10 protein-coding genes are annotated in these 14,206 nt (G+C 73.3%); 8 read left to right on the top strand and 2 right to left on the bottom strand.

Annotated elements, in window-relative coordinates:
- Positions 1-49: 49 nt before the first annotated feature.
- Entirely contained in the window at positions 50-595 is a 546-nt protein-coding gene (locus ACPYOM_RS09910; protein ID WP_481341604.1) for an AMIN-like domain-containing (lipo)protein, read from the bottom strand.
- 165 nt (positions 596-760) lie between these two features.
- Between ACPYOM_RS09910 and truA the strand changes: the two genes are divergently transcribed.
- From truA to ACPYOM_RS09880, 6 genes are all read left to right on the top strand, one after another.
- Entirely contained in the window at positions 761-1,717 is a 957-nt protein-coding gene (truA, locus tag ACPYOM_RS09905) for a tRNA pseudouridine(38-40) synthase TruA (protein WP_481345800.1), read from the top strand.
- An 81-nt stretch (positions 1,718-1,798) separates the two neighbouring features.
- On the top strand, positions 1,799-2,425 hold the full coding sequence (locus tag ACPYOM_RS09900) for a hypothetical protein (RefSeq protein WP_481345799.1): 627 nt from the start codon (positions 1,799-1,801) through the stop codon (positions 2,423-2,425).
- Entirely contained in the window at positions 2,410-3,072 is a 663-nt protein-coding gene (locus ACPYOM_RS09895) for a hypothetical protein (RefSeq protein ID WP_481341607.1), read from the top strand. The genes ACPYOM_RS09900 and ACPYOM_RS09895 overlap by 16 nt, the downstream gene beginning before the upstream one ends.
- A 93-nt stretch (positions 3,073-3,165) precedes the next feature.
- Complete coding sequence (locus ACPYOM_RS09890; RefSeq protein ID WP_481345801.1) at positions 3,166-4,848, top strand: ABC-F family ATP-binding cassette domain-containing protein; 1,683 nt, start codon at positions 3,166-3,168, stop codon at positions 4,846-4,848.
- Between the two features lie 79 nt (positions 4,849-4,927).
- Positions 4,928-5,989: a nitronate monooxygenase gene (locus tag ACPYOM_RS09885; protein ID WP_481345798.1), complete on the top strand. Its 1,062-nt coding sequence runs from the start codon at positions 4,928-4,930 to the stop codon at positions 5,987-5,989.
- Between the two features lie 98 nt (positions 5,990-6,087).
- A complete protein-coding gene (locus tag ACPYOM_RS09880) occupies positions 6,088-6,645 on the top strand; it encodes a YbaK/EbsC family protein (protein ID WP_481345797.1) in 558 nt (185 codons plus the stop codon).
- 15 nt (positions 6,646-6,660) lie between these two features.
- Here ACPYOM_RS09880 and ACPYOM_RS09875 read toward each other — a convergent pair whose 3' ends face one another.
- Positions 6,661-6,942 (bottom strand): WhiB family transcriptional regulator, encoded by a 282-nt coding sequence (locus ACPYOM_RS09875; RefSeq protein ID WP_481341610.1) that lies wholly within the window; start codon positions 6,940-6,942, stop codon positions 6,661-6,663.
- A gap of 192 nt (positions 6,943-7,134) precedes the next feature.
- Here ACPYOM_RS09875 and ACPYOM_RS09870 point away from each other — a divergent pair, with 192 nt between their 5' ends.
- Both ACPYOM_RS09870 and pulA read left to right on the top strand, forming a co-directional pair.
- Positions 7,135-8,205: a MerR family transcriptional regulator gene (locus tag ACPYOM_RS09870; protein WP_481345796.1), complete on the top strand. Its 1,071-nt coding sequence runs from the start codon at positions 7,135-7,137 to the stop codon at positions 8,203-8,205.
- A 152-nt stretch (positions 8,206-8,357) separates the two neighbouring features.
- On the top strand, positions 8,358-14,147 hold the full coding sequence (pulA, locus tag ACPYOM_RS09865) for a pullulanase-type alpha-1,6-glucosidase (RefSeq protein ID WP_481345795.1): 5,790 nt from the start codon (positions 8,358-8,360) through the stop codon (positions 14,145-14,147).
- Positions 14,148-14,206 lie beyond the last annotated feature (59 nt).

The following is a 14,206-nucleotide window of genomic DNA, read 5'->3' as shown; positions in this document are numbered from 1 at the left end:
TCCGTCGTCGGCAGCGTCAGATGTGTATAAGAGACAGATCTGACGCCGGTCACCAGGCGTGCGCGACGTCGACGACGAGGCGCCGTCCGCCGTCGGCATCGGTCAGGACGAAGGCCCGCATGGGCAGGCGAGCCCGGACGCCGAGGCCGTAGTCGGTGTACCCCTCGAAGCTGCCGACGTCCTTCAGCTGGCGGAAGGTTCGCCAGCCGGTGAAGGTGCGGGTGCTCGTGCCGAGGGTGGAGGGCGCATCGACGGTGACCTGCAGCCTCGCGCCGCCCGCGACCGGGACGGGCAGCCCGCTGCCGGGGCCGGTGACGGACTCGACGTAGCGGACGTTGTAGCCGACGCGGCCCCTGCCGGGTGCGAGGTCGAGCACGAGCCGGTCGTAGCAGCTGTGCTGGCCGGCCCGGGCGCCGGTGACGCGTCCGGACCACATTGCGGTGGGACTGGTGCTCTTGGCGAGCGAGCCCCAGGTGATGCCGCAGTACGGCGCGGCCGAGGCGTCGGGAGACGCGGTGGCCACGCTCGTGGTGGCGGCCGCCAGGACGGCGGCTGCGGCGGCGACGGCGAGACGACGACGTGGTGTCGCGAACATGTGAGCCCCCTTGGTGCTGGGGGCCGGGCTCCGTGCCCGGTCCCACCTGTGAGACGGGTGACGGGCCCTGTCGGTTGACGCGGAGCGGAGGCGAAGGTCGCCTCCGCCGCCCGGCCCGCGACGGCGCTGGGCACGGTGCCGAGGACGCCGGATAGGTTGTCCGACATGACGGGCGACACGACGCCGCAGCCACCGGACGGGCCGGATGGTCCGGGCGGGTCGGACCGGCGGACCGGACCCACCGGACCCACCGGACCCACCGGACCCGGCACGCTGCGGGTCCGGCTCGACCTCGCCTACGACGGCACCGGCTTCTCCGGGTGGGCGGCGCAGCCGGGCCGGCGCACCGTCGAGGGCGTGCTCGCGGACGGCCTCGCGACGGTGCTGCGCCCGGCGGAGCCGCTGCGGCTCACGGTCGCCGGCCGCACCGACGCGGGGGTGCACGCCCGCGGGCAGGTCGCGCACGTCGACGTCGACCCGCACTCGTGGTCCGCCGTGCCCGGGCGCTCGGACCGCGACCCGGCAGACGCGCTCGTGCGGCGGCTGGCCGGCGTGCTGCCCCCCGACGTCGTCGTGCACCGCGCCGCGCCCGCCGCGCCCGGGTTCGACGCCCGGTTCGCCGCGCTCGAGCGACGGTACGTCTACCGCCTCGCCGACCCCCAGGCGCGGCACGACCCGTTGCGCCGCCTCGACACCGTCGCGTGGCGCCGGCCGCTCGATGCCGACGCCATGGACGCCGCCTCGGGGGCCCTCGTGGGGCTGCGTGACTTCGCCGCGTTCTGCCGGCAGCGGGACGGGGCGACGACGGTGCGCACCCTGCTCGAGCTCTCGTGGCGTCGCCTCGACGACGGCGTGCTCGCCGCGACGGTGCGCGCCGACGCCTTCTGCCACTCGATGGTCCGCTCGCTGGTCGGCGCCGTGGTGGCCGTGGGGGAGGGGAGGCGCCCCGTCGGGTGGCCGGCGGCCTTGCTCGCGCGGGGCGGACGGGCCGGTGAGGTGCACGTCATGCCCCCGCACGGACTGAGCCTCGAGGAGGTGCGCTACCCCGCGGACGCCGGGCTCGCGGCCCGCGTGGAGCAGTCGCGAGCGCGCCGTGACGGGCCGGCCGGGCACGACGGCTGAGCGCCGTCGTCCCGTCGGGGTGCCGTCCGCGCCCTGAAGGCGGCAGGGCGCTGCACCTGGCGCTGTGGTTGGATCTTCGGCATGGTCGCCCGCCCCTCCCGCGTCGCGTCGGTCATCTGCCTGACGGTCGTGCTCGTCCTGGCCGGCTGCTCCACGCACTCCGACGGACAGGACGGGGCGTCCGGGACGCGCACCGGGGCGACGTCATCGGCCTCGAGCCCGGCAGCGACGTCGTCGGGCGCGGGGGGTGAGTCGGCGGAGGGTGACGCCGTCCGAAGCCGCTCGGCGACCTTCACGGCCGTGCCCCCGGAGGGCTGGGCGGAGGCGACCGACCGCGCCGACGAGGTGGCGGACATCGACCTCGTGCTGCTGTCCTCGAGGAAGGTCGGCAGCTTCGCCAACAACCTCGTCGTGCTCAGCAGTCCCGGCGACGGCCGGACCCTGCGCGACGAGCTGGACAAGGGCCGCGCGCAGGTCGAGGCGGCCGGACGCACGGTGTCGTCGGCCCCCGACAAGTCCGTGGCGGGGGCGACCGCCACCGGGTTCACCACCTCGTTCGAGCAGCAGGGGATCAAGGTCGTCGCCCGGTCCTACGGCCTCGTCCACCAGGGCCGCGTCTTCCTGTTCACGCTGTCCTCCTCGCAGGAGGACGCCGACCACGCCATGACCGAGCTCGACGAGATCCTCTCGTCGTGGTCGTGGTCCTGACCGCGGGACGGCAGGCCGTGAACCGGCTCGGCTCGGCCCTCCCCACGGTGGCGCTCGTGCTCGGGCCGGTGCTGCTCGGCGGGTGCAGCGAGGACCCGCCGCCGGCGCCGCCGGCTCCCACCGACACCGGCATCGTGCTGCTGCCGTCCTCGACGGCGCCGACCACGGACAGCTCGGGGCACCTCATCGAGCCCCTGCCCACCCAGCTGCCACCCGCCGCCCTCAGCGACGACCGCGTCCGTGGCCTGGAGTACAGCTACCCCGTCCCCGCCGGGTGGTCCTCAGCCGAGCGTGACCTCGACCCGCCGCCGGACACCCTCGTGCAGCCGCAGGACTCCGACGTTCCCGGGTTCATCGCGGTGGAGCGGCCGTTCGACGTGGGGTCCTCTAGCCTCCCGGACGTCGTCGACACCCTGCGCTCGGGCTTCGAGGAGAAGGGCTTCCGCCCGAAGGCCGCGCCGGAGCGGCGGGTGGCCGGCTACTCGGCGCAGGGCATCGTCGTCGACCAGTCCGAGGACGTGCGCCACGTCTACTACATCGTGGTCTTCACGCAGAAGGCGTACGCGATCCGGCTGACCTACGACCCCGGCGACCCGACCGCGCTGGCGGCGTACGAGGCCGTGCTCGACGGGTGGTCGTGGGGCTGAGTGCTCCCGCCCGCCCGCCGGCTCGTCGGCCCTCCGGCCGGTCGGGGATATCGGCGTGACGGCACCCGGCCCGATGCGTCAGGCTTGACCCTCGTGGGTCACGTCGACGTCAACTCGGTCTCCTTCAGCCTGCCCGACGGCAGGCCGCTCCTCGGCGACGTCTCGCTGCGCGTGGGGGAGGGCGCCAAGGTGGCCCTCGTCGGCCCCAACGGCGCCGGGAAGACGACGCTGACCCGCATCATCGCCGGTGACCTCGCCGCCCACGACGGGGCGGTGACCCGCTCCGGTGGCCTCGGCGTCATGCGGCAGTTCGTCGGGTCCGTCCGCGACGACTCGACGGTGCGTGACCTGCTCGTGTCCGTGGCGCCCGACCGGATCCGCACGGCCGCGCGCGAGGTGGACCGCACCGAGCTGCTCATGATGGAGCGCGACTCCGAGGACGACCAGATGGCCTACGCCCATGCCCTCGTCGAGTGGGGTGAGGCGGGCGGCTACGAGCAGGAGACGCTCTGGGACCAGTGCACGACGGCGGCGCTCGGCGTCCCGTACGAGAAGGCGCAGTGGCGAGCCGTCAACACGCTGTCCGGCGGTGAGCAGAAGCGTCTCGTCCTCGAGGCGCTGCTCCGGGGGCCCGAGGAGGTGCTCCTGCTCGACGAGCCGGACAACTACCTCGACGTCCCGGGCAAGCGCTGGCTCGAGGAGGCGCTCGTGGCCTCGCCGAAGACGGTCCTGTTCATCAGCCACGACCGCGAGCTGCTCGACCGGGTCGCCACCCGCATCGCCACCCTCCAGCCGGGTGCTGCCGGTGCGACGCTCTGGGTGCACCCCGGGCGCTTCTCGACGTACGCGCAGGCCCGCGAGGACCGCAACGCCCGCCTCGAGGAGCTGCGTCGCCGCTGGGACGAGGAGCACGCCAAGCTCAAGGCGCTCGTGCTCATGTACAAGACGAAGGCGGCCTACAACGACGGTCTCGCCTCGCGCTACCAGGCGGCACAGACCCGGCTGGCCAAGTTCGAGGACGCCGGGCCGCCCGAGGCGACGCCGATGACCCAGCACGTGCGGATGCGGCTCGCCGGCGGACGGACGGCGAAGCGGGCCGTCGTCGCCCAGGCCCTCGAGCTGACCGGGCTCATGAAGCCGTTCGACCTCGAGGTCTGGTACGGCGAACGGGTCGCGATCCTCGGCAGCAACGGCTCGGGCAAGTCCCACTTCCTGCGCCTGCTCGCCTCGGGTGGCACCGACCCCGAGCGTGAGCACCGGCCGGTCGGCGACATCCGGCCCGACCCGGTCGCCCACCAGGGCCTCGTCCGGCTCGGGTCCCGGGTGCGGCCCGGCTGGTTCGCCCAGACCCACCAGCACCCGACGCTCGTGGGCCGCACCCTGCTCGAGATCCTGCACCGCGGCGACGAGCACCGGCCGGGCAAGCCGCGGGAGGAGGCCGCCCGCGCGCTCGACCGCTACAACCTGGCGCGCAGTGGCGAGCAGCGGTTCGAGTCGCTGTCCGGCGGGCAGCAGGCACGGTTCCAGATCCTGCTGCTCGAGTTGTCGGGCGCGACCCTGCTGCTGCTCGACGAGCCCACGGACAACCTCGACCTCCAGTCCGCCGAGGCGCTCGAGGAGGGCCTCGACCGGTTCGAGGGGACCGTCGTCGCGGTGACCCACGACCGGTGGTTCGCCCGCGGCTTCGACCGGTTTCTCGTCTTCGGCCAGGACGGACGGGTGTACGAGTCGGACGAGCCGGTGTGGGACGAGGGCCGGGTCGTCCGTCCCCGTTGAGGGCCCGGCCACGGGTGCCGGCGCGGTGACGGGTGGCGGCGCGGTGACGGACCGCGGCGCCGACCGGTAGCGTCGGTCCATGGCCGACTCCCCGCTGGTGTCCCTGCTTGAGGTCCCCGTCGTCGGTGCCCCGATGGCGGGCGGTCCCTCGACGCCCGAGCTCGCGGCGGCGGTCGGCGACGCCGGTGGGCTGGGCTTCCTCGCGGGCGGGTACCTGACGACCGAGCAGCTCGCGCGACAGGTCGCCGACGTCTGGGACGCGACCGACCGGCCGTTCGGGGTCAACCTGTTCGTGCCCGCGTCGGCCAACACCTACCCGACGCGGGCGGGGCTCGCCGGCGCCCGGCGCGTGGCGGCGGTGGCGGCCTACCGCGAGCGGCTGCTGCCCGAGGCGCAGCGCCTGGGCGTCGAGCTGCCGCAACCGGACCCCGGCGACACGGACGACTGGGACCGCAAGGTCGACCTGCTGGTCCGCGAGCGGGTCCCGGTCGTGTCGTTCACCTTCGGGCTGCCGGACGCCGGGGTCCTCGGCGCGCTGCGTCGAGGCGGGTCGCTGACCCTCGCGACCGTCACGGACGCGTCCGAGGCGAAGGCGGCGCTCGACGCCGGGGTCGACGGTCTCGTCGTGCAGGGTCACGAGGGCGGCGGACACCGCGGCACGCTCGACCCGGAGGCCCGCCCCGACGCGTCCGACCTCGTCGACCTCGTGGCCGAGGTCGCCCGTCTGGCCGACGTGCCGGTCGTCGCGGCCGGTGGCGTGAGCGACGCCGACCGCGTCGCCGCGCTGCTCGGGGCCGGTGCCGCGGCGGTCCAGGTCGGCACGGTGCTGCTCCTGACGCCGGAGGCGGGGACGGGACTGGCCTACCGGCGTGCGCTCGCCGACCCGGCCTTCACGACGACGTGCGTGACGCGCGCCTTCTCCGGGCGGCTGGCCCGCTCGCTGGAGTCCGACTTCGTCCGGCGGCACTCGGAGGCGGCGCCGGCCGCCTACCCCGAGGTCCACCACGTCACGGTGCCGCTGCGTCGCGCGTCCGCCGCGGCCGACCGCGCGGACCACCTCGCCCTCTGGGCGGGAACCGGCTGGCGGGCCGCGCGTCCCGTGCCGTCGGCCACGGTGGTCGCAGGCCTCCTGCCACGCTGACCCGACCCGCCGTCGCGCCGGACCGATGGCACGGCGTGCACCCCCGAGGCCGGAGGGAGCGTCGCCGTGCGGTCCGCGGCACCGCCTACGGTGGGCCCATGGCATCAGCGGAAGGAAACCTCCAGTGGGTCCCGGCCGGTGAGCGGCCCGATCTGCTCGCGCCGCCCGTCGCCGCAGCGATCCCCCTCGTCCCCGGGGCGCGGGTCGCGCCCATCGACGCCGCGCTCGCCGACACGGCCGCGTTCTGCGCGGCCTACGACGTCGCGCCGGAGGCGTCGGCCAACTGCGTCGTCGTCGAGGCGCGTCGCGGCGAGGTCACGACGCTCGCGGCGGTCATGGTGCTCGCCACCGACCGGGCCGACATCAACCGGGTGGTGCGCAGGCACCTCGGGGCGCGCAAGATCTCCTTCGCCGACCAGGCCCTGGCCGAGTCGCTGACCGGCATGCAGCAGGGCGGCATCACGCCCGTCGGGCTGCCGGACGGCTGGCCGGTGCTCGTGGACGCGAACGTCGTCGCGGCCGGACCGGTCGTCATCGGCGCCGGGTTGCGGGGGGCCAAGCTGCTCCTCGACGGGGCGAGCCTGGCCGGGCTGCCCGGTGCGGACGTCGTCGAACTGGCCCTGCCCGCCTCGCCGGGCCCGGACCCCAGGGGCTGAGGTGCGAGGGGCGGCTCAGCCGGCGGCGTCCCAGAGAAGGCGCGAGCGCTCGGCAGCGGTGGTCCCGCCCCAGATGCCGTAGGGCTCGGGCACCCGCATCGCGTGCTCGAGGCACTGGCGTACGACGGGGCACGAGGCGCAGACGCCCTTGGCCGAATCGGTGCGCTCGCGCCGGGCGACCTGCCCGAGGTCGGGGTCGTCGGCGAAGAACTGCTCGACGTCGGCACCGCGGCACAGGCCCTGTTCCTGCCACTCGTAGGACTCGTGCACGGGGCGGGGAAGTCGCGTCACGTTCATGGGGTCGTTCCTTCCTTCGGGTCGCGGCCGGACGGCGGCGGGATCGTGCAGGCCAAACTTATGCACAATTCGCGCAGTTGCACAAGATCTGTCGATGCCTCTATCGTGAGGTCGTCGCACCGGCCGTGTCGCCGGGCGGCGGGAGCTGGCGGCGGTGAGCGCGGGAGGGCCGGGCTGTTCGGTGAGGCACACATGAGCGACGACGTGACGGCACACGACGGGACCACCCGGGACGGGGGGTCCGACGTCGGCATGCCGGCTCGGCACCTGCCCGAGCTCAGCTGGTCGGTGGGCGCGGTCGCGGAGCGCCTCGGGGTGTCCGCGTCGACGTTGCGCTCGTGGGAGCGGCGGTACGGGCTCGGGCCGACCCACCGGACGCACGGCAACCACCGGCGCTACGGACCCGCCGACGTCCAGCGGGTGCAGCTCATGGCGCGACTCACCGGTCACGGGGTCCCCGCGCACGCGGCCGCGGAGTCGGTGTCCGGCCTGACCGACGCCGGCGTCGCCGCACGGCTCGCGAGCTCCGGCGGCGAGTGGGTGGGCTCGGCCCCGGTGCTCGACCATCCCGCCGGGGGCCGCCGCGCCGCCGCGCCGCAGGACGACGTGCCCGAGCCGTCGTTCTCGCCCCAGGTCCTCGTCGACGGCATCGTGTCGGCCGCCATGGGGTTCGACGCGAGCTCCCTCGTCGCCTACTACCGGCAGGCCTTGCGGCAGCTCGACTTCCGGGAGGCCTGGGGATCGGTCTTCGCGCCGGCCCTGCGCCTCGTCGGCGAGCGCTGGGGTGACGGGTCGCTCGGCGTGCAGGGGGAGCACCTGGCCAGCGAGCTCCTCCAGGCTGAGCTGCGCTCGGTCGTCCGAGCCAACCGGCAGCGCGTGTCCGGGGCGCCGGTCCTGCTCGGCAGCGCCGACGACGAGCACCACCACCTGCCGGTCGTCGCGGTCGAGGCGGAGCTCGCCCGGTGCGGGGCCAGGAGCGTCTTCCTCGGGGCGCGCGTCCCCGCCCGGTCGATGGTCGACGCCGTCGTGCAGGCTCGGGCTCGCGTCGTGTTCCTCTGGGCCTCGCTCGATCGACATACCGACGAGCCGTTCTGGACGCTGCTGTCCGACGCGGGACACCCCGTCGTCGTCGTGCTCGGTGGGCCCGGCTGGCCGGAGCCGACGCCCGATCCGGCCCCCGGCATCGAGGTCGTGCACGTGGACGACCTCGGCGCGGCGGTCGACCGCCTCCTCCTGGCGAACGGACGCGACACCTTCGCCTGAGCGCCGCAAGAATCTGGCGCAGATTGCAAAAAGTTGCAGCGAACCTCTGGCGCGGGGGACGAACCGGACGCTACGTTGCCGGATGGCCGGCGACGGGACCCTCCACGAACGCGTGGGACCCGCCGGCCCTTCCCCTGCACGAAGGAGTGCACATGCGCCGTAGGCCGGCCCTGACCGCCGCCAGCGTCTCCGCCCTCGTCCTGGCCGGGGCCGTCGTGCCGCTCGCCGGGCCCTCGACCGCTCGCGCCGCCGAGCGCACTGCCACCCTCGTCGGGTCGCTCCAGAGCGAGCTCGGCTGCCCGGGCGACTGGCAGCCGGACTGCGGGGCCACCGACCTCGTCCGCCAGGCTGGGACGAGCACGTACTCCGCCGAGTTCGACGTGCCCACAGGCTCCTACGAGCTCAAGGTCGCGATCGACCACGCCTGGGACGAGAGCTACGGCAAGGACGGCGGCGGCTCGAACATCCCCCTCGTCCTCGCGGGCCCCGAGCGCCTGCGCATCACCTACGACGACGCGTCGCATGCTGTCGGCATCGCCCCGACCGACCTGCCCGGGGCCGCCACCGAGGCGGACGCGCAGCTCGCCGGCCAGTCGCTGCGCACCGGCTCGACGCGGGAGCGGTTCTACTTCGTCATGGCCGACCGGTTCGCCGACGGCGACGCCACCAACGACCGCGGTGGCCTGACCGGCGACCGGCTCGTCACCGGCTACGACCCGACGAACATGGGCTTCTACCACGGTGGCGACCTCAAGGGCGTCATCGGCAAGCTCGACTACATCAAGGGCCTGGGCACGACGGCGATCTGGCTGACCCCGTCGTTCAAGAACCGCCCCGTCCAGGGCTCCGGGTCGGACGCGAGCGCCGGCTACCACGGCTACTGGGTCACCGACTTCACCCAGATCGACCCGCACCTCGGCACCAACGCCGACATGAAGGACCTCATCGCCGCGGCGCACGCCAAGGGCATGAAGGTCTACTTCGACATCATCACGAACCACACCGCCGACGTCATCTCCTACGAGGGAGGCAAGTACACCTACGTCCCCAAGGCCGACAAGCCCTACCGGGATGCCCAGGGCAATGCCTTCGACGACGCCGACTACGCCGGCAAGGACACGTTCCCGGCGATGGACCCGGCGACCTCGTTCCCGTACGTGCCGGTCGTCGCCGACGCCGACAAGGACGTCAAGGTGCCGGCGTGGCTCAACGACGTGACGCTCTACCACAACCGCGGCGACTCGACGTATGCCGGCGAGTCCGCCACGTACGGCGACTTCTCCGGTCTCGACGACCTGTTCACCGAGAACCACGAGGTCGTCAGGGGCATGGAGGACATCTACAAGACGTGGGTCGACTTCGGCGTCGACGGCTTCCGCATCGACACCGCCAAGCACGTCAACCTGCAGTTCTGGCAGCAGTTCTCGCCCGCGATCCTCGACCACGCGAAGCAGAACGGCAAGAACTTCTTCATGTTCGGCGAGGTGTACGACGCAAACCCCTCGTACACCAGCCGGTTCACGACCAAGGGCAGGCTCCCCGCGACCCTCGACTTCGGCTTCCAGGGCGCGGCCCTCGGGTTCGCCCAGAGCAAGGCGACCACCGGCATCCGCGACCTCTTCGCCGGTGACGACTGGTACACCGACACCGACTCCAACGCCTACGAGCTGCCGACCTTCCTCGGCAACCACGACATGGGCCGCGTCGGCGCCATGCTCCAGGCCGCCGGCTACTCCGGCCAGGAGCTGCTCGACCGCGACCGGCTCGCCACCTCGCTGATGTTCCTGACCCGCGGCCAGCCGGTCGTCTACTACGGCGACGAGCAGGGCTTCACCGGCCCGACCTCCGGCTTCGACGACAAGCGCGCGCGCCAGGACATGTTCCCGACGCAGACTGCCGACTACGCCGACGACACCATCGTCGGCAGCACCGAGAAGGCCGGCACCGGTGCGCACTACGACACGGGCGCCCCGCTCTACCGCAGCATCGCCGCGCTCTCCGCGCTGCGCCAGGCCAACCCGGCGCTCGCCGACGGCGCGCAGGTGCACCGCTACGCGAGCGACAGCGCCGGCATCTACGCGGTCAGCCGCATCGACAAGGCGGCCAAGCGCGAGTACCTCGTCGTGGCCAACAACGCCACGTCGACGAAGCAGGCGACCTTCCAGACCTACTCGGCACGCTCGAGGTTCAGCCCGATGCTCGGTGGGCCCGGCGACGTCCGTGCCGACGCGTCGGGGCGCGTGACCGTCAGCGTCCCGCCGCTGTCGGTCAAGGTCTTCCGCGCCGACTCGACGATGGAGGTCTCGCGCACGGCCCCGCCGGTGTACCCGCTGTCCCCGAGCGCCGGTGGCGTCGTCGGCGGCCGTGCCGAGATCTCGGCGGCGGTCCCCGGCGACACCTTCGCCGACGTCACCTTCCTCGCGCGTCCGGCCGGCACGTCCGAGTGGTCCACGATCGGCACCGACGACAACGCCCCGTACCGGGTCTTCCACGACGTCACCGGCTACGCCAAGGGCACGCTCATGGAGTACCGCGTGCTCGCCCGCGACCTCGCCGGGCACGTGTCGGCGACCTCGACGTACGGCGTCGTCGGCGACCCCGCCCCGGCGGGCGGCAGCGGCGGTGGCGGCGGCGTCGGACCGGTCACGCAGCCCGGCAACGTCAGCGTCCCCGGCAGCGACAACAGCGAGATGGGCTGCTCGGGTGACTGGCAGCCCGACTGCGCGCAGGCCCAGCTGGCGCTCGACCCCAAGGACGACATCTGGAAGGGCTCGTACACGGGCCTGCCCGCCGGCGACTACGAGTACAAGGCCGCCATCGACAAGAAGTGGGACGAGAACTACGGGGCGGGAGCCCTCAAGGGTGGCTCGAACATCCCGCTGACGGTCCCGGCCGGCGGGTCGGTCAGCTTCTACTACGACCACCGCACCCACTGGGTGACCAGCGACGCGCAGGGGCCGATCATCACCGCGCCCGGCTCGTTCCAGAGCGAGCTCGGCTGCCCCGGCGACTGGTCGCCGGACTGCATGCGCTCGTGGCTGCAGGACCCCGACGGTGACGGCACGTACACCTTCAGCACCGATGCCATCCCGGCCGGCAGCTACGAGCTCAAGGTCGCGCACGGCCTGACGTGGGACGAGAACTACGGAGCCGGTGGCGCGCCCGGCGGCACGAACATGGCGTTCACGGTGCCCTCCGACGGCGTCGTCACGACGATCAGCTACGTCCTCGCGACGCACCAGATCTCGGTCAAGACCTCGCGGGCCGGCGCCGCGCCCGACCTGACCAAGGCCAAGGCGTTCGTCGTCGGCCCCGACCTCGTCGCCTGGCCAGCCGCGGGCCTGCCGGCCGGCACCGACCCGGCGACGCTGGCCTGGCGCCTGCACTGGTCGGCGACCGGTGGCCTCGCGGTCGACGCCGAGGCCGTGACCGGTGGCTCGGTCGCGACCCTGACGCGTGACCCCGCGGGCCTGCCGGCCTCGCTCGTCGCGGCCCACCCCGAGCTCAAGGGCTACGTGGCGCTGCGCACCGACCAGGCGACGGCACGGCAGATGGGCGACATCCTCCGCGGCCAGGTGGCCGTGGCGATGTACGACTCGTCGGGCGCGCTGCTCGACGCCACGGGTGCCCAGACGGCGATCGCCCTCGACGCGCTCTACGCTACGGCGGCGAGCCGGGGCGCCTACGGAGTCAGCGTCTCCGGTGGCCGCGTGGGCTTCCGCGTCTGGGCCCCGACGGCCCGACAGGTGACCCTGCTGACCTGGGCTGCGGGCTCGGCCGACCAGCCGGTCGCGACGGCGCACCGGACCGCCATGACGCGCTCGACGGACGGCTCGTGGTCCACCTCGCTCGGCAGCGCGGGTCGCAACGCCCGGTACCTCTACGAGGTGAAGGTGTGGGCGCCGAGCACGCAGAAGGTCGAGACGAACGTCGTCACCGACCCGGCGTCGGTGGCGCTGACGCCGAACTCGACCCGCTCGGTGGCCGTCGACCTCGCGGACCCGGCGTTCATGCCGTCGGCGTGGCGCACGACCCCCTCGCCGCGCCTGACCAAGGACGTCGACTCGACGATCTACGAGCTGCACGTGCGCGACTACTCGATGAGCGACGCCAAGGTGCCGGCCGCCCTGCGCGGCAGCTACCTGGCCTTCGCCGAGAACGGTGACGGTCGGGCCCACCTCAAGGCCCTGGCCAAGGCGGGTCTCAACACCGTTCACCTGCTGCCGACCTTCGACATCGCCTCGATCGAGGAGGACAAGGCCAAGCAGCAGACGCCGCAGTGCGACCTGCCCTCCTACGCCCCGGACAGCGACGCGCAGCAGAAGTGCGTCACGGCGGTCGCGAGCAAGGACGCGTTCAACTGGGGCTACGACCCCTACCACTGGAGAGTCCCGGACGGCTCGTACGCCTCGACGACGCAGGCGGCCGACGGAGGCCAGCGCGTCGCCCAGTTCCGCACCATGGTCGGGGCCCTGCACCAGGACGGCCTTCGCGTCGTCCTCGACCAGGTCTTCAACCACACGGCGGCCTCCGGCCAGGCCGACCAGTCGGTCCTCGACAAGGTCGTGCCCGGGTACTACCACCGCCTCAACGCGACCGGTGGCGTCGAGACCTCGACGTGCTGCCAGAACGTGGCCACCGAGCACGCGATGGGTCAGAAGCTCATGGTCGACTCGGTCGTGTCGTGGGCCCGCAGCTACAAGGTCGACGGCTTCCGCTTCGACCTCATGGGCCACCACAGCCGCGACAACCTGCTCGCGGTGCGCTCGGCGCTGGACGCCCTGACGCCGGCCGAGGACGGCGTCGACGGAAAGGCGATCTACCTCTACGGAGAGGGCTGGAACTTCGGCGAGGTCGCGGACAACGCCCGGTTCACCCAGGCCACGCAGGGCCAGCTCGGCGGCACCGGCATCGGGACCTTCAGCGACCGGCTGCGCGACGCCGTCCGCGGCGGTGGGCCGTTCGACGAGGACCCGCGCCGCCAGGGCTTCGGCTCCGGCGAGGCGACCGACCCGAACGGTGCGGCGGTCAACGACGGAGCAGCCACGCGTCTGGCGCACGACACCGACCTCGTGCAGCTCGGCCTCGCCGGCAACCTCCGGGCCTTCCAGTTCCGCAGCCAGGAGAGCGGACAGGTCGTGCGGGGCGACAAGATCAACTACAACGGGGCACCCGCCGGCTACGCCGACCAGCCCGACGAGGTCGTCAGCTACGTCGACGCGCACGACAACGAGACGCTCTTCGACGCCCTGACGTACAAGCTGCCTGTCGCGACGTCGATGACCGACCGGGTGCGGATGAACACCCTGTCGCTCGCGACCACCGCTCTGGCACAGACGCCCTCGTTCTGGCACGCCGGTGCGGACCTGCTGCGCAGCAAGTCGCTCGACCGCGACTCCTACGACAGCGGCGACTGGTTCAACCGCCTCGACTGGACGGGCGCGGACAACGGGTTCGGCCACGGCCTCCCGGCCGAGGGACCGAACTCGAACAAGTGGTCCTACATGAAGCCGCTGCTCGCAAACCCGGCGCTCAAGCCGGGCGCGAGCGACGTGCAGTCGGCGAGCGCCATGGCCGAAGACCTGCTTCGCCTGCGGTTCAGCAGCCCGCTGTTCCGCCTGGGCTCGGCCTCGGCCATCGAGTCGAAGGTGTCGTTCCCGGCCTCGGGCACGGCCGACGCGCACGCCGGCGTCGTCGTCATGCGCATCGACGACACGAAGGGCACTGATGCCGACCCGCGGCTCGACGGCCTCGTCGTCGTGTTCAACGCGACGCCCGACGCCGTGTCGCAGAAGGTGCCCGGCCTCACCGGGGCGCTGGCGCTCAGCCCGGTGCAGGCCGGCGGGGCCGACCCGGTGGTCAGGCGGTCCACGTGGGACGCCTCGACGTCGACGCTGACCGTCCCGGCCCGCACCGTCGCGGTGTTCGTCCTGCCGCACTGACGCCTCCGACCAACGGCGTCAAGCACCCAGGGGAGGTCGTCGGCCGCAACAACGCGCCA

Source organism: Monashia sp. HAY1-2A, from assembly GCF_056755315.1.
Note: the sequence above shows the minus strand (reverse complement) of the source record. Positions and strands in the feature narration are given on the sequence as shown.

Coding starts and splice junctions, on each gene's coding strand:
- ACPYOM_RS09885 (WP_481345798.1), top strand. CDS start 4,928: ATGGCCGACTCCCCGCTGGTGTCCCTGCTTGAGGTCCCCGTCGTCGGT.
- ACPYOM_RS09900 (WP_481345799.1), top strand. CDS start 1,799: ATGGTCGCCCGCCCCTCCCGCGTCGCGTCGGTCATCTGCCTGACGGTC.
- ACPYOM_RS09870 (WP_481345796.1), top strand. CDS start 7,135: ATGAGCGACGACGTGACGGCACACGACGGGACCACCCGGGACGGGGGG.
- ACPYOM_RS09875 (WP_481341610.1), bottom strand. CDS start 6,942: ATGAACGTGACGCGACTTCCCCGCCCCGTGCACGAGTCCTACGAGTGG.
- truA (WP_481345800.1), top strand. CDS start 761: ATGACGGGCGACACGACGCCGCAGCCACCGGACGGGCCGGATGGTCCG.
- pulA (WP_481345795.1), top strand. CDS start 8,358: ATGCGCCGTAGGCCGGCCCTGACCGCCGCCAGCGTCTCCGCCCTCGTC.
- ACPYOM_RS09910 (WP_481341604.1), bottom strand. CDS start 595: ATGTTCGCGACACCACGTCGTCGTCTCGCCGTCGCCGCCGCAGCCGCC.
- ACPYOM_RS09880 (WP_481345797.1), top strand. CDS start 6,088: ATGGCATCAGCGGAAGGAAACCTCCAGTGGGTCCCGGCCGGTGAGCGG.